Source organism: Fibrobacter sp. UBA2449, from assembly GCF_002342555.1.
Taxonomy (GTDB): domain Bacteria; phylum Fibrobacterota; class Fibrobacteria; order Fibrobacterales; family Fibrobacteraceae; genus Fibrobacter.
Map to the genome: position 1 here is coordinate 298,710 of NZ_DDQF01000020.1, position 21,091 is coordinate 319,800.

Genomic DNA, 21,091 nt, shown 5'->3' on the forward strand with positions numbered 1-21,091 from the left:
GGATGACGTCTCGTTAATAATTCCAAAAGTCTTTCTCGTGCTGGATGAGCTTGTGTTGCGCGGCGTGCATGCGTTCCTCGATGCGGTGGCGCAGGCTCCTCATGATGGTGAGGTAGAGCTTCTTCTTGCCCACGAGGTCCTCGATGCCGTGGTCGATACTCGGGTTGTCGTTCACCTCGATCACGACCGGGTGGCCGTTGATTTCCTTGAGGTCCACGCCGTAGAGCCCGTTACCGATGAGGCTTGAAACACGGAGCGCCGTCTTCACGATGCCGTGGGGTACGCTCTCTATTGGCAGACAGTCCCACTTGCCGCAGGTACCCTGCTTGTCCTTGCTGTCCCAGTTGTAGATTTGCCAATGGTTCTTGGCCATGTAGTACTTGCAGGCGTAAATGGGCTTGCCGTCGAGGATGCCGATGCGCCAGTCAAAGTCGGTGGGCGTGAATTCCTGCGCGATAAGCAAGTCGCTGTGCTCGAACATCGTGTCGAGAATCTGCTCCAGTTCTTCCTTGTTGTTCGCTTTCTTGACGCCCATGCTGAAACTCGAATCGGGCGTCTTGATGACCATGGGGAAGCCGAGTTCCTTCGCAAGCGTATGGCGGTTTTCGCTGTGCGCGATGATCGTCTTGGGCGCAGGAATCTTGCCTACGGTCATGAGCTCTTGCAGGTAAACTTTGTTTGAGCAGCGCAAGATACTGTCGGGGTCGTCGATGACTGCGATGCCTTCGCTCTGGGCGCGGCGCGCGAACGCGTAAGTGTGGTGGTTCACGTTCGTCGTCTCGCGGATGAATATGGCGTCGAATTCGCCTACGCGGTGGTAGTCCTTCTTGGTGATGAGCTCCACGCGGAATCCCGTATCCTGCGCAGCCTCGATGAAGTTGTGGATGGCCTGCTTGTTGCTCGGCGGTTCCACTTCGTCGGGATTCACGAGGATGCCGAGGTCGTACACGTAGTCTTCGCTCTTCGCGGAGGTGTAGCGCGTCTTCTCGAAGTACTCGATGGCGAACTGGTCCACCATCTCCTTGTGCGTCTCGGGGATTTCGTCGACGCTGATGGGGCGGATGCTCTGGATGAACCACTTCTGCTTGAATACGAACTTGGCGCGGAGCAACGGGGCCTGGAAAATGCGGTAGAGTTCCTGCGAGAGTTCCAGGTACTGGGCGCTCACGTTCTGGCCGAAGTAGATGGAGAGCACGAATTCGGTGCCGGTCAGCTTGTGCAGGCTCTTCTGGATGAGTTCGTCGATGTCGTCGCTGATGATTTTCACGACGGCCGGGGCCTTGAAGTCGCGGATGTTCTTGACGTTCGGGATGACCTTGTGGCCGCGCGCCTCGGCAAGCAGGCTCACGTAGTATCCCTTGCTCTGGTAGCTGTAGTCGCGGCACAGGTTGAATACGCGCACGCTTTTCTGCGTGGTGAATTCCGGGTTGGTGAGATAGTCTTTTGCCGATACGATTTCGGCTTCGGGGATGTGGAATTTCCAGTTTTTTGGATTGTTGACGACAATGATCTTTTTCATAATCTGTATAAAAATTATGAAATAAAAGGGTGCGTGGCTAGGGGTGAATTTTTTTTACTATATTTGGGTTCGCTCGGGGTGTAGCTCAGCCTGGTAGAGCGTCTGCTTTGGGAGCAGAATGTCATCAGTTCGAATCTGGTTACCCCGATATCAAAAGGGACCCCTTTATGGGGTCCCTTTTGACATCTTAGGACCAGATCGAACTGATGAAATCAGTTCGGCAAAAACGCCGATGAGCGAAGCGAATGTAAAGGAGTTTTTGAGCTTATGCGTTAGCATAAGCCCGTAGGGCGGCGCGAAACGAAGTGACAAGCCGCAATCTGGCTCCCCCGATAGGGTTAGGGGCAATCTGGCTCCCCCGATAGGGAAAGGCCACTTAGGGGGTCTTTTATTATATTTGTAAAAGTTTTTATTAAGGGACTATAATGAATTCTCAAAAATTTTTCGGTTTGGCGGCAATCGTGGCTGCTTTGGGCCTTCTCGCTTGTGATGATTCTAGTACATCTGCGGAAGACGCCTCTGCTCCGTTCGAAATTGCACCTTCCGAAATAGGGTGTAACGTGACTTATGGTAATGATTACGTTTCTCTTGTAAACGTGACTGAAATATCCAAGATTTCTCAAGTGACGACTTTTAAGGGCGAGTATGCGGTTGAAACAACGACTTACAGGTTTGCTGAATCGGCTCCGCAGTCGGCCGTAGACAAAGCTTGTGCGAATGAGAAAGAAAACGCGTCTTCACAAGATAAGGTTACGTGTTATTCTAGAAAAGTTGAGGTCGTCAAAACGTTATGGAGAGGCTCAAACAGTAAAATGATTGTTTCTGCCTACCTTAACTCGGTCGGATCTTCTTACGAAGCTAAATGCGAGCGCATAAAGCAGTAATCTGCTCCAAAAGCTAGACGATTTTCCTTTCCGCAATCCACTTGCGCACGGCTTCTTCGGCTCGAGCCGCAAGGATTTCTTTCTTGTTCTTTTTCTTGAGGCCTTCGTGGTTGGGGAGGAGCCCGAAGTTGAAGTTCATGGGCTGGAAGTCCTCGTTTTCTTCCACAAGGCGGTTCATGAGCGATGCGATGCAGCTCTCGTTCGGGAGCGGGTCGGCATGCCCGTGCAAGATTGTCTGCGCCATGTTCCAGGCGGCATACCAGCCGGTTGCGACCGCTTCGGTGTAGCCTTCACTACCGGTAATCTGGCCCGCAAACCATGTGGGCGGGATTCCCTGGGCGCAGGGGAGGTCTGGACGCAGGCGCAAGGTTGCGTCCAGGAACTTGGGCGATTCGATAAACGTGTTCCTGTGCATGCAGCCGAGGCGGGCAAAACGGGCGTTCCGGAGGGCGGGAACCATCGTGAAGATTTCCTTTTGCGTGCCCCACTTGAGGCGCGTCTGGAAACCCACCATGTTAAAGAGCGTCTTCTGCTTGTTTTCGGCGCGGAGCTGGATTACCGCATACCACAGGTGGCCGTTATTGCCCAAGCCAAGCCCGATGGGGCGCATGGGGCCATGCCGGAGCGTCTCGTAACCGCGGCGGGCCATTTCTTCGACGGGCAGGCAGCCCTCGAACAGTTCTTTCTTCTCGAAGGGGCGCGGCTCGACGGCTTCGGCTTCGCACAGCTTGCGCACGAATTCGGCGTAGGTTTCCTTGTCCAGCGGGCAGTTGATGAAGTCCGCCGTTTCGCCCTTTTCCCAGCGGTTCATGTAGAAGGCGTGGTCAAAGTCGATACTGTCGGTCTCTACCACAGGGGCTATTGCGTCGAAGAAATGGAGGCGCTCGCTACCCAGGCGCTTGAAGATATCGTCGGCGAGCGCGTCGCTGGCCAGCGGCCCCGCCGCAACGAGGGTAGGGCAGTCGCCTTCAAGGCTCGTGACTTCTTCGCGGTGGAGCGTTATGTTCGGGCTTTCCGCAATCTTTTTTTCCACAGATTCGCTGAAGATATCGCGGTTCACGGTCAAGGAATCGCCTGCGGGTACGGCCGCCTCCCGGGCGCTATCCAGCAGAAAGCTCCCGAGCATCGTGAGTTCCTGTTTTAAAAGCCCGTGTGCGCTCGTGACGCCCAGCGCCTTAAAGCTGTTGGAACAAACTAACTGCGCCAGGTGACCGTCCTTGTGGGCGGGAGTGTTCTTGACCGGGCGCATCTCGTACAGGTCTACCTTGAAACCACGGCTCGCCAGTTGCAAAGCCGCCTCGCAGCCTGCGAGACCACCACCGATAACACGAACTTTATAGGTCATTCTTCCTACTAAATCCTTTCGTCTTTCGTCTGTAGGACCGTAGGTCCGTTCTTTCGTCTAATTGGCCACCACTTTACGGTAACTTTTCGCGTTTCCAATCCAGAGCTTCACGAGCAGTTCCTCGAGCGAGGCGGTAGACACGCATTCCGGGTCGGCATCCTGTATTTCGTCCGAAATCAGGTTCGCCTGCGTCAGGTTGAGCATCCCGTAGTACATCGCTTCCATCAGTTGCGACGCGAACTTCGGGGAAATGTTCGCCACGTAGTCCATGTCGTTGAGCGGCGGCAACTGCTTGTTGTCGGGGCTGAACTGGTCGAGGTTGTCCATCGTCCACATGTCGGCGGCCTTGCCCATGTCGGGTGTGGGCGCAATCTTCAGGAGTTTTTCCTTGTATTCGCGCCACTCGACATCGGTCGTGCGGCCTGCTTTGCGGACAGACTTCAAGAAGGAGAGGACCGCGTAGTAGAGGTCCTTTTCCTTCTGGTTCGTTTCTTTCTGCGACACGGGAGGCATACGCAAACCCTTAGTGGCGGAAGTGCCTCATGCCGGTGAACACCATGGCCACGCCAAGCTTGTCGCAGGCTTCGATGGAGAGGTTGTCCTTCTTGGAACCACCCGGTTGCACGATGTACTGGACGCCAGCCTTGGCAGCGGCTTCCACGTTGTCGGGGAACGGGAAGAAGGCGTCGGAGCCCATCACGACTTCGCTGAACACCTTCTTTTCCAGAGCCTTGAGACCGGCCTTGTCGATGCACTTGCCCTTTTCGTTGAAGAACTTCTGGGCGGCCTTCATGCGGGCCACGTTGTCGCGGACGCGGGGCTGGCAGAGGCGGAGGTTAGAGTCAATGCGGTTCGGCTGGCCGGGGCCGAGGCCGATGACCTGGAAGTAACCGCGGGCGTATTCGTAACCCATGACGATGGCGTTAGACTTCGTGTGCTTGGTCACGATCCAGGTGAAGCGGGCGAGGGCTTCCTTGTTCTTTGCGAACTTCTTCTTGGTGACGCATTCGAACTTTTCGTAAACGTCCACGTCGCGGTCCTGAACCAGCATGCCACCGATCACGTGCTTGTACACCTTGCAGCGGGTTGCCTTCTTGATCTTGCCCACTTCAAGGAGACGAATGTCCTTGGACTTGTTCTTCAAAAATTCCAGAGCGTCCTTGTCGAATGCTGGGGCGAGAAGGATTTCAACGAACTTGCCCTTCAGGAATTCGGCGGTTTTCAGGTCCACCTTCTTGGTAACGGCAATCACGGACCCGAAGGCCGACACCGGGTCGCCTTCCCATGCGGCTTCCATGGCGTTGCGCAGTGTCTTGCCGGTAGCGAGTCCGCACGGGTTCATGTGCTTCACGATAACGACCGCATTGTCGTCGCAGAATTCGCGGGCCATCTCGAGGGCGGCGTCGGCGTCAACAATGTTGTTGTAAGAAAGTTCCTTGCCCCAGAGCTGCTTTGCGGTGGCGAGGCTTGCTTCGGTGCAGGTCGGGTCGCGGTAGAATACAGCGGACTGGTGGGAGTTTTCACCGTAGCGCATCGGCACGGGGTCAACGAATTTCAAGACGAGTTCTTCGGACATATATTTTCCTTTTGGAGTTTTTACACCCTCAAATATAGAAAAAAGCCCCTGGCAGAGCGCCAGGGACTTTTTTATGGTTACTAGAAACACTGAATAAAATTCAATGTTTCTAGTTCGGAATTACTTGAGCGTAATGCGGGCAGACTTGACGGTACTGCCGGCCTGCACGCGCACGATGTAGCTGCCAGCCGTCAGGTTCTCGAGAGAAACCGTATGGGCACCGGCGCTCATCTGTTCGGAGACGCTCTTGACGCTGTGACCGGTCATGTCGAACACATGGACCTTCACATAACCCGCCTTCGCGACGGAAATATTGAGGCTAGAACCCTGGGCGGCAAGCTTGATGCCCTGCGTGGAGGTTCGGGCGATACTCTTTATTCCGACGGTCGTACTGACGCACTTCAGGTCGTCCACATAGAGATAGTTGAGCTTCGGCTGATTTTCGGAGTTCTTGTAGCCGATGACTTCCCAGGCCATTTTCTTGATGTTGGACTTGTTCAGCTCTACGGGCACACCCCAGGACGGCTGAATCAATTCTTCCCAGGGAATAACAACGGTCTTCCATTCTGCGGAATCAAGCTGCCTGCGCTGGTGGAAGGCGTAGTCCTGAACCTGACCGTCCTGAACCTTGAAGGTGTGGCGGCTTCCCTTGTAACGGTAAGAAATGGCCTTGCACGAACTCAAGTCGTATCCAGTAGAGGTATCGGCCATCATGTTGATGCCAAGAGCCACAAAAGGAGCCTCTTCGTAGGTACCCTGGTTCCATACAACGCCCTCGAGACCGATGAAGCCCTTGGTCCCGTTGGTCGGGTCCTTTGTTCCCGGGAACACGACGACATAGCCTGGAAGTGCCGGATCGTAGACGTTCGTGATGCTGGAAAGTCCGCCCGGTTCCTTGTCGGTATAGGCATACCAGGTGCCTGTCGTGTTGAGAATTTCGTCGACATCTTCGACGTCATCGATGACGAAGAGGTCGCTAATCACAACAGAAGAAGAGACCGGCGGCTCGATGGCTAAAGAGGAACTCGAGCTTGTGGGGGTGACGCTGGAGCTGGAATTTGCCGAAGAGGAGGATTTTGCAGAAGAAGAAGACTTGGCGGAAGACGACGATGTCGGAGTGGTGGTTCCGGAAATGGCAGTGATGCTAACGCCGTCGCAACGTATATCATCGACATAGAGATAGTCGTAAAGCGGCTGAATTTCAGAAGCCGGACGATCAACAACACCATTCACTTCCCATGCCAGACGTTTAGCCTTGCCCAGGTTCTTGCTCAGGTCCATAATCTGCGGATTACTCCAAGTGGTATGCTGCTGGAACATGTCCATAGTCAATTCTGCTGTTTTCCATTCGCCGGAAGCTTCTGCCTCGGCATAGTGGAAGTTGTAGTTGGTAATTGGAGAAATCTCGATACGGAAGTTATGGGCTGCACCTTTGTATTTGTAAGAAATTGTGGAGCAGTTCGCAAGTTGAGCGAATTCTGAAGTATCCTTCTTGAAGTTTAGGCCCATGGCGACATACGGAGCCCAAGAATACGCACCCTGGTCTATGTAAATTTTTTCCAATGCGGCCATGTATTTGGATTCATTTCCATCCTTGGCTGGGACAATCACGTCATAGGTTTCTTTTCCAAAGTCGTTTACCCATTTCTTGTTGGAAATCTTTGTTGCTCCGTTTTCATCGGCGTCAGACCAGGCAGACCAGAAACCGCCTGTATAGGTATAGCGGTCACCATCTTCCATGTCGTCGATGATGTTTGTGGTAGCTCCGTTTGCAACACCCTGGGAGAATCCGGATTCGGCAGAAGAAGAGCCGAGGCTGTTTCCGAGGCCGCAATCCTTATAATTATGGCTACCGGCGAGGTATCCCTTCACCATGTTTCCGGAAGTAGAATACTTAAGTCCCTGGTTCAGGGTGAGGGACGTAAAGGCAGCGGATTTTTCGTTGATGGCAGAAGCAGACCAGTTTGCCCAAGAAATGCCATTCTGGTTCATCCAGTTCACCCAGGACTGGCTTGAGCCAGAGTTAGGCTCGCCGTTACCATCGGCAGAAACGGTTCCCCACTCAGAAGCGAACACGGGGACACCATTTGATATTGCCTGTGCAGCACGTTCATTGTAGCCTCCGTTACCCACAAAATGCGTCGCTGCATAGAAATGGAGTGTGCAGGCAAAATTCTTCTTCGAGTCCTGGATTCCGGCAGAAGCACACTGTTCAGGGTGGCTGGACCATTCAGGGCTACCCACGAGAATCAGGTTGTCGGAATACTTGCGGATGATGGGAATCACCTGGTTTGCATGATAAGCGACCGTGCCCATGTCGGCGCCGTTCGGTTCGTTCCACACTTCGAAAATCACGTTGTGGGTCTTGCCAAATTCTTTGGCAGCCCATTCGAAAAACTCCTTGGCCTCGGATGTGTAACCCTGGGCACTTTCGATATGCCAGTCAAGGATGATGTAAATATCGTTTTCGACGGCTGCATAGACCATCTTCTTGACCATGGCCTTCTGGTCATTTGCGCCACCTGTGGTATAGGAACGTTTGTGGCTATCGAATTTTTCATCGGCAACGCCCAAGGCGAAACGGATAACTTCAATCCCCATGTCATTCACCATAAGGCCCATGGCCTGGGATGTGTAGTACGCAAGTGCGCTATCTGCAGCGGAACTCCAGAAAAGGCTCATGCCTTTTACCTGGACTGTTGAATTGGTGTACTGCGGGCAAGTGCCGGAGAGCTTGCCGCCGTTGGCCTTAAGCGCACCGTAGGTACTCACGGGACCAACTCTAGTCGGGACAACGGCCATTGTCGCCGTCGCAGCAACGAGCATCATTGTTGCAAGAATTTTTTTCATTTGACATCCTCTATTTTGGGGTTTACACCATCCCGGAATGAAAAATAACTTTATATGCTGTAAAAGCATGTAATATTTGCAAAACACGCAAAAAACGCGTTTTTTACCGCGCTTTGAAAATATGATTTTACAGGATATTCTTTGGAAATTTGCCTAGAGCAGGCTTGCTGGCGGATTGTTGTCGTCAAGGCCGGGGAGGTTCGGGTTCGGCGCGATGTTGTCGAGCGGGTCCTCGGGTTCGACAATCAAGTTGTAGTAAACGTTGTTCTTGAGTTCGTCCTCGATGTAGAATAGCGTGCCGCCCATGGCGGAACCGCAGCCTGCACAAGCGCCCTGGTAACGAATCTTGAGGCGGTTATCTTCCGTGAGGTCGAGAATTTCCACGTCTCCGCCGTCGCCCTGCAGCATGCCGCGCACGGACTGGTGCAGCCAGGCTTCGATTTTCTCAATTTTCTCGTGCTTCGCGAGCGCATTCCATTCGGCGTCGGCTTCGGCGCGGCCTTCGGCGGTCTGCGTGCGGTACTTGATACGCTCCATTTTCTCGCGCACCAAAATGGCGGTCGCCTTCTTTTCGGGGTAGGCTTCCAGGACTTTCTTGATGAGCGTGTTCATCTGGCCAATCTCGGGCGCATTTGCCGGAATGGCGGGGGAGTCGGGCGTGTCGCGCAACTCCTGTTCCAGGCTCTCGGCGGTTATGGCGCATGCCTCGTCGATGGTCGCCATCTGGATTTTCTTGCAGAACGTGTCGGCTAGAGCCGTGAATATGGGTCCGCCGTAGGTGAAAAAGCGGGTCTCCAGAATCTTGTCGCATTCGGGGTCCACCATTAGGTAGACCTTGAGGCTTGATTCCTTGGCATCGACCAGGGCAAGTCCTTTTTCGTCGGCTTCAATCTGGAAAATAGCACCCCTGTACTTGGGGGCCTTCGCTATCTCTTGAACCTTGCTGGAGAGGTTCGCACACAAATCTTCGCTCATAATGACGCCAAATTTAGCAAAAGCATTAAAATAACGCTGGGTTTACTGCACGTCTATGGTCACCTTGTACATCGGTTTGCCGCGGTAGCTGCTCAATGCGTTTGCCGGCGCGGTTATAACCTGGACATTCTTCTTGGTGACGCCTTTCTGTTGCGTGAGTACTTTCAGAAGGTCTTCGTTTCTCTTTTTCGCAAGTTCGGAGAGTTCTGCGCGGAGGGTCTTCGCGTCGACCTTGTCCCCGTTTTCCTTGAGGTAGGCCTGGAACCCTTCGTCGCTGTCCTTCATTTCGAGGATGGCACGGTGGTCAAGTTCGGTCAGCTTTTCCTTGCCATGCGTCTTCTTGTAGTATTCCGTCTTGAACTTTACGGTGCGGTAGGCGTCGGTTGTCTTGCGCACGTTGTAGTATTGCGTGAATATGAGCTTCAGGTTCTTGTCCTTCGAAAGTGCTTCCGTCATCTTGGATGCCTTCGCGTATTGTTCGCTCGTGAATGTGGCGCTCGTGGCGTCGATAATCACTTCGTCGTTCTTGCCGAGATCGAGCCCTATTGCTCCCGCGCCCGTGGCAGCGAGGTTACCGACAATCTTGAGGGGGGATATCGCAACCTTGATAAGCAGGTTCATCACCGTCTTCCAGATGATTTTGCCGATGGAAAACTGCGGATCCTTCATGTTGCCGTGAACAGGGATGTCAAATTGAATCTTGTCGTCCTTGTCCTTGAGAATGTAGAGGCCAACCTTCATCGGAACTGTGAATTCGGGATCCGAGTTCGGGTCCTTGTCGCCCACGTCGATGTTGTAGATGTCAATGGTGTTCTTGCTGTCTAGCTCGAAGTTCTTGATCTTGTTTTCGCTTGCGAAAGCGAGTGTGCCGGCACTGAGCGGGTAGCCCGTGTAATGGTGGCTGTAGTTGCTGAAGTACTTGAGCGCGAGGTTCTTTACGCTGATATAGGCATCCATCGTGCCGAGGTTGTTGAGTGCGCCCTTGTACTTGACTGCGAACTTGCCGCCTTCGGGGAATGCCGCAGAAACGTTGATGGCGCAGGGTGTGTCGAAGTTTATGTTCGAACCGTTTACGGTAATCGCGCTTACCGTGTAGTTGAACGGCTTTGTAATGGAATGGTCAGTGGCGCTAACCTTCGTATTCTGGACAATCAGGCGATCGATTTTGGCCTTAAGCTTCTTGGCGGGTTCCTTCGATTCATCTTCTGATTTCTGTGCAGTGGAATCTACGGCCAGTGAATCTGTGCCGCCAAGCACCAACTGTTGGTCTGCTGCAAGTTGTGCACTGTCAGGTTCGTCGGCAGATCCTTTTTTCAGAAGTACGTCGATATTCGTCTTGCCGTTCTTGAAGAGGTCCAAATGCGCAAAAGCCCCGTCGACCACGACGGAATCCACATGGAAGTTGTTCTCGTTGATGTTTGCGCGTGCGATGCCTACGCCTACATGGTTCACGCCGAGCGATTTTCCGCTCGTTTCGGTGAGCTCGATGCCGTCTACAGAAATGGTTCCCTTGATATTCGAGGAGAGAATATCGTTCAGGTTGCCCGCAAGGTTCATGTCGACAGAGAGCGAACCCTTGAAATCCTTGTAGTTGATAAAGTCGTTCAGATAGGGCTTAGCGCAGGCGAGCGCGAAATCCTTGAGCGCAACATTCAGGTTGAAATCGTTAGTTGCCGCGTTCGCTTCCACTTTCACGTTCAAGTCTCCGCCGTCGGCGAACTTGAGGCTGAGTCCTACATCGGTCTGCTTGTTGCTCAGGTAAACGGCGGGAATATTGAGAGAGAAATCTTGCAGATGGATTTTAGAACCGATTTTCGTATCCTGATAGATGATGTTGCCCTTCTCGAACATGATATTTTCGACAGAGATGTTGAAGGGGAGGCCTTCTGCGATTTCTGCCGCATTTACCATTCCCGCAGAATCAGCGGCGACGCTATCGGCTACCATGGCAATGGAATCGGTCGACGTCGTATCGCCCTTGGCTAGGAATTCGAGGATGTCGGTAAAGTTGAATCGGTCTCCGTGTTGCAAGACGCGCGCGTAAAGTCCTTTTAGGTAGATTTCGCTCACAGCGACCGTTCCCGTAAGCATCCTCAGCGGGTCGGCGTTCACACGGAACTTGTCAAAGGAGATGAACGGGGTTTCCCCATCTTTCTCGTAGACGGCAAGGCTGTCGATTTCGAGTGTGAAATTGAACGGATTCAGGCTGATGCTTTCGATGGCAACCTTGCGTCCGATTAGGTCTTCGGAATTGTTGACGATATAGCTCCTTGCAACCATGGGGGCAATCTTGAGACCGGCAATGACAAGAATTGCAAGCGAGGCGATGACGATGGAAATGATGATTAGAGCTTTCTTCATACGAATAATTTAAAAAAAGGAAGTTTGTTTGAAATCTGCAATCTAATTTGTACTTGTTGAATCTGCCTTCGCATTGAGGGAATCCGTTTTTGCGGAGTCTTTGGGCTGTTCGTTAAGAGAATCCAGCTTTAAGGGTTCTTTTGTGGGCTCCGGGGTGGCCGAGGGAATCAAGCTTTGTAAATCAAGAAGGGGACTTTCTTCTTCGGCCTTGGAATGGATTTTCCAAACATTTGTTGAGTCTTTTTCGGTAAGGGGCGTGGCTCCTAGAAGGTCAAAACAGGAAACTGCCAACGCGAACCACTCCCGAATCCACATCTTGCGAGATTCCCGATTGAAAAGCCACGTGTCCGGATTGTATACGTGGTCATGAATATCGGCTGTCAGGTAAACGGGCGATTCCCCGGAAAGTGTTTTGAAAATTTTCGCAACACGGCGAGTGGCCGGGGCTGAGGTGACCAGAAGGACCGTGTCGGCCTTATGTTTTTTTAGCCATGGAATCACTGTTTGGGCTTCGAACAGCGTAGAAGGATCGTCATGGTGCACTATAAAAATTGCTTCGGGATTAAATCTCCCTTGTGTCATGAAATCTTCTACATAAAAATCAGCGTTGCTTTTGGTGCGGTAGACACGGCGTCCGAGAATCATTACCGAATCGACTTTTCCCTGGGCCATGAGATCGGCTACATAGTCGTTCCTTTCGAGATTGGCGGACTGTCCATCGAGAATGACTGCCCATTTTACATGTTCGAATTCGTCGTCCTTGACAAGCCAATGTCCGCTCATTGTAACGGTCGCATAGATAAAGACTGCGGCAAGGGCCACCAGGATGCCAATAAGCACAAATATTTTCTTGTGGCTCTTGCGGACATTCTTGTCGTTCATGAGAATCTTGGACAAACTAGACTCCTTTATGTTGCTTTTACGTATAAAATTGCATTTTCACCGTCGGCATAATACTTCTTGCGCTCTGCGTAAGGCTCGAAACCATGTTTTTCGTAGAAGCGGCGGGCTTTTGTATTGCCTTCACGCACTTCGAGGAACATTTTATCGCCATTCTCGAAATCAAGATGCGCAATGCCAGCGTTCAATAGCGCAGTGCCGATTCCTGCGCGCTGGTGCGAATCATTTGTAGCGATACTCAGGAGTTCGCTGTCCGGTCCCATCAGGTGGAATATGGCATAACCAAGAATCGGGGTGTGAAGCGCCGCCGCAACGTAAACGACGCACAGGGCGTAGTTCGCCGTGATTTCTGCAATAAACTGCCGCTCGTTCCAGTCCTGGAAGGCAAGCGCCTTCTGGATTTGAAGGACTTGCGGCAAGTCATCAATTGTCATTTCGCGAACGGGCATCGGCAAACCTTCCGCAAGCCCGCGGGCTACGATTTCAGCTTTTCGAAATAGGACGGCTGAATGTAGTTTGCTTCCTGAATGAGCGACGGTTTTACGGTACTGAACAGCGGGGCCCACATGTCGAGCGGCTTGCCCGTATCGGGCGAAACGCTTGCGCCAATCTCTGCAAAGGCGTCCTTGAGCGCTTCGTCTTCCTGTGCGGGGGCGTCCGCGACAATCGCCTTGACTTTCGCGTTCTTGATGCGTTCGATAACCTCGGGCGTCTCGATGAAGAATTCCTCGCCGTTCAGTCTCATGTACCAGAACCCGGTGCGCGCGCGGATAATGACTGCAATCTCGGCGCATGCAGGGGTGTTGCCCGCGACATCGTGCGCAAAACAGGCAAGCGCCTGCAGGGTCGTGACCCCGTAGAGTTCGCGCTTCCCGCTGAAGCAAAGCCCCTGGCAGAACGCCACTCCGGTCCTGAGCCCGCTAAAGGAGCCGGGCCCGAGCGTCACCATCACGCGTTTCACGTCGTCGAGAGTCGCGCCCACGCGCGTGAGCAGCGTATCGAGCGATTCCCCGAGAATTTCCCCGCGGGCCTCCGTGTTCACGATTTCCTCGTAAACGCGAGTGCTTGCATCCGTAGTTCGCGCATTCACAGGCTGGCCGCTGGTCGCAACCGCCATCGAGATGCCCTTCCGGGAAGTATCTACGTATAAGTCAATAGTCATCTCTTAATCGTGAGGCTCTTGTCGATAATCATGTCGATGAGCTGGCTGTAGGTAATGCCGTTGCAGGCTGCCTGAGCCGGGAGAATCGACGTGGGGGTCATGCCCGGGAGCGTGTTCGTCTCGATGGCGTAAATCTGGCCGTCCTTCGCAATGCGCACGTCCGTGCGGCTGTAGCCTGCACCGCCGAGCGCAAAGTGGGCGTTCTTCGCGAGTTCCTGGATGCGGGCCGTAAGTTCGGCAGGGAATTCCGCGGGAGTCACTTCCTGGCATTCGCCGTTGTACTTCGCCTCGAAGTCGAAGTATTCACGGGTCGTCATGCGCATCTCGGTGGGCGGGAGCGGTTCTTCGCCTTCGATGTAGCCGCAGCTCGCTTCGCCGCCGGCAATAAACTTCTCGCACAGCAGGCGGTTGGAATCCTTGAACAGGTCCTGCGCAATCTTGCCCGCTTCGTCCATGTCCTTCGCGATGCCGATACCGATGGAAGAACCTCCCAGCGGGTCCTTGATGACAAGCGGGAACCCGAGTTCGTCGGCGACGCTCACGAGCGTGTCGCCCGTAAAGTCGTGCTTCCAGATAACGCGGTACGGCGGGGTCGGGATGCCGTTTGCGCGGTAGATTTCCTTGGACTTGATCTTGTCCATCGCGAGTGCCGAGGCAAGCAGGCCGCAACCCGTGTACGGGATGCCCCAGTTCTCGAGCATTGCCTGGATGTGACCATCTTCGCCCCACTTGCCGTGCAGTGCCAAAAACGCGATGTCGGCAGCCGGGAGTTCGGAGAGGGCGGGGGACTTCTTGGTGCATGCCGCGGAGCCTTCGAGGCTACGGAAGTAGTTGACCGAGAAGTTGTCCTTCTGGTACGGGGAAAGTTCGCGGGCGGACCAGTGCCAGGTGCCGTCCTTGTCAATCAAAACAGGGTGGATATTGTAGCGTTCAGGATCCATGGCGCGCACCACGCCGGTGCCGCTGACTACGGAAACATCGTGCTCGGTGGACGGGCCACCCATCAGGACCAATACGCGTAAGCGGGACATAAAAAACCTCTTTGAAAATTGTATGCCATAATTATAGTAAAAAGCTTTTTGATAGGTTGAGGGGGCGTTCTAAAATCCCCATCTTTCGTTTTTTGACGAAAAAAGTGACCTAAGACGGGAAAAATGTATATTTTACAAAGACGAAATCCCATAATGCGGGCGAGAATGGATATTGAATACAACATTTCTGCGCGAATTCTTGCGAAGGGCGGGACTGTCAAGATCCCTGCCGACGAAATCCTCGGCGGCGTAAGGCCTGCGGACTTTACCGCAGACGCTCTCGCGGCTTATTGTTGCGAAGTTTCCTCCCGCAACGCCTGCAAGGTCTATGCGTGGCTCGACCGCGAGGAATACGGCAACGCGAACGTTTTCAACGGCGGGTCCGATTACGAGGTCGTGAACGAGGAATGCATCCTGGTCATTTGCGAGAACGGCGAAGAAATTTTGCGAGAACGAACCAACCACTGGAACGGGAAAATCAACGAAATCCTATAGCGCGGACTCAAATGAAAATCGAACGCAGAAAAGTCGAACGTGTGGGCGAGTTTAACCCCAGAACCAAGGCGAGGCTCGTCGCCCTTTTGGGACTTTCTGCGGCATTGTCCGTTCCGGCGGAGCCTCAGGGTAGCGATGCTGTTATTCCTGCGCCCCCGACGGATTCAACAAACACGATCACGCAAGATTCTACCGTTTCTTTAGAGAAGGATTCGACATCCTCTGAATTAGGAAATTATGATTGGAGCGAATCTCCCTTAGGGGGGATTATGGAAGATTCTTATGATGAAGAACTCACCGATGAAGAAATAATTAATAATGCTATTGATGCAGCACTCGAACGGAATTATTTCAGGCGATGAATTTCTAGATTCGTTGATGTGGGTATATCATTGAACCAGAATCCCTTCGAACTCCTCAAGACAAGCGACAAGAGCAAGGCCCGCCGCGGTCGGCTCCACACGGCTCACGGTGACATAGAGACGCCAATTTTTATGCCGGTAGGCACTCTTGCGAGTGTGAAGGGACTTTCGTCGCGGGACTTGCGCGAAATGCAAGCGCAGATCATTCTCGCGAACACCTACCACCTGTACCTGCGCCCGGGCACGGAACTCGTGGCCAAGATGGGCGGCGTGCAGAAGTTCATGGGCTGGAACGGCCCGATGCTCACCGACAGCGGCGGATTCCAGGTCTGGAGTCTCAAGGACCTGCGCCACATTACCGAAGATGGCGTGGAATTCCAAAGCCATCTGGACGGTTCTCGCCACATGTTCACTCCGGAATCGGTGATGAAGGCCCAGCGCGAAATCGGCGCGGACATCATCATGGCTTTTGACGAATGTACGCCTTACCCGAGCACCGTCGAAGAGGCGTCTCAATCGCTCGACTACACACTGGCCTGGACAAAGCGAGCGATGGAATGGCTTGAAAAGAACCCGCCGCTTCACGGCTACCCGCAATTCTTTTTCGGAATCGTGCAGGGCGGCATGCACAAGGAACTCCGCAAAAAATCCATCGAAGCGCTCAAGGAACTTGGCCCCGACGGCTATGCGATGGGTGGCCTTTCCGTAGGCGAACCCGTAGAAACCATGTACGAGATTGCGGATTTCTGCACCAACTACCTGCCAGAGGACCGCGCCCGTTACGTGATGGGGGTGGGCACGCCCTGGAACCTGCTTTCGCTTGTTGCCCGCGGGGTCGACATGTTCGACTGCATTTTGCCCGCGAAAAACGCCCAAGACGGCCTCGTTTATACCAGCAGGGGAGTGCTCCGCTACAAGAACGCCAAGTTCGCCGATGACGACCGCCCGCTTGATCCGGAATGCGATTGCCATTGCTGCAGGAACTACACCCGCGCCTACGTGCGCCACCTGTTCAAGACCAAGGAACCCCTCGGCTGGACGCTATCGACGTTGCATAACCTGCATTTCTACCTGCACCTGATGCAACAGGCCCGCGACCACATTGAAGCCGGTGATTTCGAGGAATGGTCCGCACAAATAATCCCGCAACTCCAGCGCGACGCAGAATAAGGTTTTTTATGTCGATCATCATCGTAATCGTCATTATGTATGCGTACACTTTTCTAGTGTCCTTTCTATTGATTCGTCTAGTTGCCTGGAGTTATAAGTTAAAAGAAAAAAATACCCTGATTCAAATGGCGTTTAAAATTTTCTGGGCCTTGTATGTGCCTTTTTCTTCGGTTGTAATTCTGTTTATAGGCAAAAAAGCGGAATCACAAGATGATGGAGCATTACATGCCATAATATGCCTAATCATCTACATGTTTGCGTTTGTGTATGCACTCGCAAAGTATGATCCAAGAGCACATGAGAAAATTTCATTCCGGTTTAAGAAAAAAGATAAATAAGGAAATCCGCTCCTTATGCCGTAAAAAATTGTATTTTCTAGAAGATGATAAACTTTAAGGCTCCAGAACTTTCTGACCGGACTGCGGCGACAAAGGCCGTAGCCGATTCGGGCTATACCGGCAGTGACGCGAGCTTCGCGAACATTTTCCTGCTACGGCAAAAGTACGGCACGCAGATTGCGTTGCAAGATGGGTTCCTTTTCCGCTACTATAACGGAGTTGGGAGCCGTCGCGGGTACGCTTTCCCGCTGGGGGAGGGCGATGCAGCGGCGGCGCTTGCACTTATTATCGAAGGTGCTCGTGAGTCGGGCCGTCCGCTGGAATTCTGCCTTGTAGACGAGCCTCGGGCACAGATTTTGCGGGAATATTTCAACACGAATCGCGTCGTTGAAACGGATGGAACTTCTGGCAAGGAATGCGCCGAGCCTCTACTCCGTTTCGAAGAAAATCGCGGCGACAGCGACTACATCTATTCTGCCGAAAGTCTTGCCACTTTGGCCGGAAACCTGTACAAGAAAAAGCGTAACCACGTTTCTCGATTTAACAGGACTTATTCGAACTACGAAATTCGTCCGCTTACGCCGGAGAATTTTGCAGACGCGCTCACAGTCGAAAAGAGCTGGCTCAATATCGAAACCTTGGGCGAATCCAGCGATACCGACAGCGAATGCACCTGCGAATGCCGCGAAGCCGCCTGGGCGGAACGCTCCGAAGATGAAAAATCTAGGCTCTCGGAATACTGCGCCATCCGCGAGGCTCTTGAAAACTTTGATGCTCTCGGCTTGAAAGGGGCGGTCTTGTATGTCGAAGGCAAGCCCGTCGGTATGACCATGGCTTCAGAAATTTTGCCCGGCGTCTGGGACATCCACTTCGAAAAAGTCATCGACGAATACGCCGAAAACGGCGGCTATGCGATTATTAACAAACTATTTGCCGAGCGCCTCGTGGCTGCGGGCGCGAAGTTCATCAACCGCGAAGAGGACATCAACATCGAAGGCCTCCGCAAGGCAAAACTCTCGTACTACCCGCAAACTATTCTCAACAAAACGCACGTTACAAGTCATCTCGACCTTCATTGTCATCCCCGCGACCTTAATTGTCATCCTGAGCGAAGCGCGCAGCGCGAAGTCGAAGGATCCTGTCCGGAGTAAACATGCTTTCCTCCATCCTCTCTAAATCCAGTTGCGCCGCCTGCAAGTTCTGCTGCTCCTTCCGCAGGCAGAGCCTCTGGGAAACGCCGCTGTTCCCGCCCGAAGTCGTTGAAAAACTCAGCAAGCCTAACGAATACGGCGTGGTGGGGGAGTTTCGCGACGGTCAAATTGTCCTTGGTGGGTACAAAACCGCCGCCCCCGAAGAAGAAGTTCCCTGCACCTTCCTGGACCCGCACAAAGGCTGCGTTTTAAAGCCCGAAGACAAACCCTTCGACTGTTCCATCTGGCCGCTCCGTATTATGCGTAAAGACGGCGAACTCGTCATCGCGCTCACGCCCACCTGCCCGAGCGTCGGCGCAGTTCCAAGTCAGGCTCTCGTCAATCTCGTAAAAAACGGTCTCGGCGATAAAATTTTTGAATACGCCAAGACGCATCCGGAAATCATCAAGGAATACCGCGAAGGTTTCCCGATAATTTAATCCGATTGCGTTTTCACGCCTTTAATGCGAACCAAGTGACAAGGCAATCTTCTTGCACTTGGCAATTTCTTTGGGCGTTAGGCCATTTCGCTTATGGGTTCCGCCTTTTTGAATCACACCTGCAATCTTGAATCCGCTCCAGCAGAGGATTTCCTTGAGCGCGCGTACAGTCCCCGCCGACTGCTTGAAAATCAGGTTGAATGGCCATTGGGTAGTACATGTCGTAACAATGACGGCCTTCTTTCCCTTTAACAGTGGAATCGGGTAATCGCGTTCGCTGTGGTCCATCATGCCGTAAACCCAGCGGTCGAAAAGCATTTTGAGTTGCCCGGTCATGTTGCCCCAATAGCAAGGCGAACCGACCACTAGGCCATCACATTCTTGAACCATGCGCAGAATCCGTTTCGCATCGTCTTCCGGCATCACGCAATCGTGAGCGCTACGGCATTTCATGCAACCGATACACGGGCGAAATTCCAGTTTGCAGACATCAATGATTGTCACCTCGGTGCCCTTTTCGAACAAGGTATCACCCATGATATTCAGCATTTGGCTGATGTTTCCGTCTTTGCGCGGGCTCGCATTCAAAATGACCACTTTTCTCATCGTGTCTCCATCCAAAAGAAACGTTCTTCTATAAAACTTTCCCTTGTTAAACACCCCTGAATCTAGAAAATGTCACTTTTAAAGGAATTAATACAATTAATTCAACATTTTTCCCGCCATGTTTCCGCCCAAACATCACTTAGGCGTTCCATTCCGTTTGCATCAAAAAATCCAATAAGCCGACAACTAAAATTCCGTCATCGTCGTAATGCGGCTTGACAATATCCTTCAGTATTTCGGACGCTTGATTATCATATTTAATATTTTTGCTACTTTTGTTTGTTTTTGGAAAAATATATACCTGATTTTTCATAAAATTGCAAATTCTATTTAATATTTCTGCTACTTTCATCAAAAATATTAAATAACAGGCAGTTTACGCAAAAACACCCTACAGTTCCCACTAGGGCGCGGCCCTTCAAAAAAATTGCCAGCCCCAAAGAGTGAATAACTACTTGAACAAGTCGTCCAGCGTGATGGTTGACTGAATCTCGTTCCAGTAGCCGCGACGGTCTAACCCGATTGTTGTAATCAGCGTCGTGTGGATAGCCTTATTGGGCTTTGTCACTTCGTTGAAAGTTGAAATGCGGTTAACCAGTTTTTCGTATTCCTCTTTTTCTAGTCGATAAGGCTTGTCTGAGTATTTCATTTCGCACAGGTTTATGGTATCGTCTCTGCGATCGATGAGCAAGTCGATTTGCGTGCCGTCATGGTCGCTGTCGCCCTTGTAAAGCCACGAGCACACATTGGTTGAAACGCCCGATATGCCGAGAGCCCTCTTTATTTGAGGAAGATGCCACAGGCAAAGCCGTTCGAAGGCTAATCCGAGCCATGTGTTTTTTTTAGGGCTTTTATTAAGGCTCGTCCAGTAATCCTCGGTTTCAGGAGAATCTTTTACGAACTGAAAGTGGAATAAGGTGAAATTGTCCACCAATTGGAACTGTGCGTCTCGATTTTTTTTGCCAAATGCGCGGAATTTTCTGATGAACCCGCATTGCTCAAGGTCGGTTAATACTGTCGAAAAAGTGCTGTTGTTTGAAAGGTTGCTTTTTTCCAGGAGTTCGCTGCGATCCATGCCGGACCTAGTGCTTGAGAGAATCGAGATGATTTTCAGATAAGGATCGGGCTTCTTGAACAGCGATTGGTAAAGGGCACGAAATTCGTCTTTTAGCGGAGCGCTTGGCGCAAAGAACATCTTGTCAATATTTTGCGAAAGGCTTAGGTTGTTTTGCAGGAAATTCCAGTAATAGGGGATTCCTCCGAAAATCATGTAAGCTTCGGCGATGTTTCTATAGCTGAGAGCCAGGTGCTTTGCCTTGCAAAACTCTTCACATTCTCCTAGGTTGAATGGTTGGAGATAAATGCTTCCTGTCAGCCTGTTGTATAATCCTCCGTGATTTCGAATGATGTTGCTTATAATCCAGGAAGTTGCGCTTCCGCAAATGACGAGAATCAATTTTTTCTGGGCACTCGCCCAGCCATTCCAGAAATGTTCCAGAGCAGAAATAAACCGTGATTTCGGTGTGTCAAGCCATGGAAGTTCGTCGATGAAAATAACTTTTCGTTCATCCTTGCGTTGTTCGATAAGTTCTTCGAGTTTATGAAATGCTTCAAACCAACTCTTTAGCTTGTTGCATTTCTTCAGACCGAACTTGATTAGAGATGCTCGGAATTGCTCCAATTGTTCCGTTAAGGTCGAACCGGATATTCCTGTATGATAAAAGGTGAAATTGCTGTTAAATGTCTCGCGGACAAGATAGGTCTTGCCTACGCGGCGACGCCCATAAACGGCTACAAATTGAGCCTCTTCCTGTTCGGCGTATCGCCTAAGTTCCTTGATTTCGTTGTTCCGACCTATTATCATTGGAAAATCTCCGTTTTATAAAA

General features: G+C 52.1%; 21 protein-coding genes and 1 tRNA gene. 8 read left to right on the forward strand and 14 right to left on the reverse strand.

Annotation, left to right across the window (positions count from 1 at the left end; all coding sequences use genetic code 11):
- Positions 1–13: 13 nt before the first annotated feature.
- On the reverse strand, positions 14–1,519 hold the full coding sequence (locus tag B4B27_RS14135; protein ID WP_290727290.1) for a RimK family protein: 1,506 nt from the start codon (positions 1,517–1,519) through the stop codon (positions 14–16).
- A 74-nt stretch (positions 1,520–1,593) separates the two neighbouring features.
- Here B4B27_RS14135 and B4B27_RS14140 point away from each other — a divergent pair.
- Positions 1,594–1,667: transfer RNA gene (locus B4B27_RS14140), tRNA-Pro, on the forward strand.
- 277 nt (positions 1,668–1,944) lie between these two features.
- On the forward strand, positions 1,945–2,403 hold the full coding sequence (locus B4B27_RS14145; RefSeq protein ID WP_290727291.1) for a hypothetical protein: 459 nt from the start codon (positions 1,945–1,947) through the stop codon (positions 2,401–2,403).
- Between the two features lie 13 nt (positions 2,404–2,416).
- Here the strand turns inward: B4B27_RS14145 and trmFO are convergent, their stop codons facing one another.
- From trmFO to B4B27_RS14195, 10 genes are all read right to left on the reverse strand, one after another.
- A complete protein-coding gene (gene trmFO, locus B4B27_RS14150; RefSeq protein ID WP_290727292.1) occupies positions 2,417–3,748 on the reverse strand; it encodes a methylenetetrahydrofolate--tRNA-(uracil(54)-C(5))-methyltransferase (FADH(2)-oxidizing) TrmFO in 1,332 nt (443 codons plus the stop codon).
- A 57-nt stretch (positions 3,749–3,805) separates the two neighbouring features.
- Entirely contained in the window at positions 3,806–4,261 is a 456-nt protein-coding gene (locus B4B27_RS14155; RefSeq protein ID WP_072812152.1) for a hypothetical protein, read from the reverse strand.
- A gap of 10 nt (positions 4,262–4,271) precedes the next feature.
- A complete protein-coding gene (locus tag B4B27_RS14160; protein ID WP_073113878.1) occupies positions 4,272–5,324 on the reverse strand; it encodes an IMP cyclohydrolase in 1,053 nt (350 codons plus the stop codon).
- 120 nt (positions 5,325–5,444) lie between these two features.
- Positions 5,445–8,174 (reverse strand): CIA30 family protein, encoded by a 2,730-nt coding sequence (locus B4B27_RS14165; protein ID WP_290727295.1) that lies wholly within the window; start codon positions 8,172–8,174, stop codon positions 5,445–5,447.
- Positions 8,175–8,327: 153 nt separating this feature from the next.
- The gene (locus B4B27_RS14170) at positions 8,328–9,149 is read right to left on the reverse strand and encodes a NifU family protein (protein WP_290727297.1); all 822 of its coding nucleotides are present in this window, start codon (positions 9,147–9,149) and stop codon (positions 8,328–8,330) included.
- Between the two features lie 42 nt (positions 9,150–9,191).
- The gene (locus B4B27_RS14175) at positions 9,192–11,510 is read right to left on the reverse strand and encodes a DUF748 domain-containing protein (protein ID WP_290727299.1); all 2,319 of its coding nucleotides are present in this window, start codon (positions 11,508–11,510) and stop codon (positions 9,192–9,194) included.
- A 42-nt stretch (positions 11,511–11,552) separates the two neighbouring features.
- A complete protein-coding gene (locus B4B27_RS14180) occupies positions 11,553–12,407 on the reverse strand; it encodes a YdcF family protein (RefSeq protein WP_290727300.1) in 855 nt (284 codons plus the stop codon).
- An 11-nt stretch (positions 12,408–12,418) separates the two neighbouring features.
- Complete coding sequence (gene rimI / locus B4B27_RS14185; RefSeq protein WP_173381184.1) at positions 12,419–12,859, reverse strand: ribosomal protein S18-alanine N-acetyltransferase; 441 nt, start codon at positions 12,857–12,859, stop codon at positions 12,419–12,421.
- 26 nt (positions 12,860–12,885) lie between these two features.
- A complete protein-coding gene (gene tsaB, locus B4B27_RS14190) occupies positions 12,886–13,572 on the reverse strand; it encodes a tRNA (adenosine(37)-N6)-threonylcarbamoyltransferase complex dimerization subunit type 1 TsaB (RefSeq protein WP_290727302.1) in 687 nt (228 codons plus the stop codon).
- Complete coding sequence (locus tag B4B27_RS14195) at positions 13,569–14,603, reverse strand: D-alanine--D-alanine ligase family protein (RefSeq protein WP_290727304.1); 1,035 nt, start codon at positions 14,601–14,603, stop codon at positions 13,569–13,571. The genes tsaB and B4B27_RS14195 overlap by 4 nt, the downstream gene beginning before the upstream one ends.
- Before the next feature lie 165 nt (positions 14,604–14,768).
- Here B4B27_RS14195 and B4B27_RS14200 point away from each other — a divergent pair, with 165 nt between their 5' ends.
- Genes B4B27_RS14200 through B4B27_RS14225 form a run of 6 tightly spaced genes read left to right on the forward strand, consistent with a single transcriptional unit; the run spans position 14,769 to position 18,598 of the window.
- Positions 14,769–15,098, forward strand: coding sequence for a hypothetical protein (locus B4B27_RS14200; RefSeq protein WP_290727305.1), 330 nt, complete (start codon positions 14,769–14,771; stop codon positions 15,096–15,098).
- Positions 15,099–15,109: 11 nt separating this feature from the next.
- Entirely contained in the window at positions 15,110–15,460 is a 351-nt protein-coding gene (locus B4B27_RS14205; RefSeq protein WP_290727307.1) for a hypothetical protein, read from the forward strand.
- 24 nt (positions 15,461–15,484) lie between these two features.
- Positions 15,485–16,630: a tRNA guanosine(34) transglycosylase Tgt gene (tgt, locus tag B4B27_RS14210; RefSeq protein ID WP_349678264.1), complete on the forward strand. Its 1,146-nt coding sequence runs from the start codon at positions 15,485–15,487 to the stop codon at positions 16,628–16,630.
- 8 nt (positions 16,631–16,638) lie between these two features.
- Entirely contained in the window at positions 16,639–16,968 is a 330-nt protein-coding gene (locus tag B4B27_RS14215) for a hypothetical protein (RefSeq protein ID WP_290727312.1), read from the forward strand.
- 44 nt (positions 16,969–17,012) lie between these two features.
- Positions 17,013–18,119, forward strand: a complete 1,107-nt coding sequence (locus tag B4B27_RS14220) for a DUF2156 domain-containing protein (protein ID WP_290727314.1) — start codon at positions 17,013–17,015, stop codon at positions 18,117–18,119.
- A 2-nt stretch (positions 18,120–18,121) separates the two neighbouring features.
- Entirely contained in the window at positions 18,122–18,598 is a 477-nt protein-coding gene (locus B4B27_RS14225; protein ID WP_290727318.1) for a hypothetical protein, read from the forward strand.
- Positions 18,599–18,619: 21 nt separating this feature from the next.
- Here the strand turns inward: B4B27_RS14225 and B4B27_RS14230 are convergent, their stop codons facing one another.
- The 3 genes from B4B27_RS14230 to B4B27_RS14240 all read right to left on the reverse strand — a co-directional run bounded on the left by B4B27_RS14230 (position 18,620) and on the right by B4B27_RS14240 (position 21,068).
- On the reverse strand, positions 18,620–19,204 hold the full coding sequence (locus B4B27_RS14230) for a flavodoxin family protein (RefSeq protein ID WP_290727320.1): 585 nt from the start codon (positions 19,202–19,204) through the stop codon (positions 18,620–18,622).
- A 139-nt stretch (positions 19,205–19,343) separates the two neighbouring features.
- Positions 19,344–19,556, reverse strand: coding sequence for a hypothetical protein (locus B4B27_RS14235; protein WP_290727322.1), 213 nt, complete (start codon positions 19,554–19,556; stop codon positions 19,344–19,346).
- Positions 19,557–19,655: 99 nt separating this feature from the next.
- Positions 19,656–21,068 (reverse strand): AAA family ATPase, encoded by a 1,413-nt coding sequence (locus B4B27_RS14240; RefSeq protein WP_290727324.1) that lies wholly within the window; start codon positions 21,066–21,068, stop codon positions 19,656–19,658.
- Between the last annotated feature and the right edge of the window lie 23 nt (positions 21,069–21,091).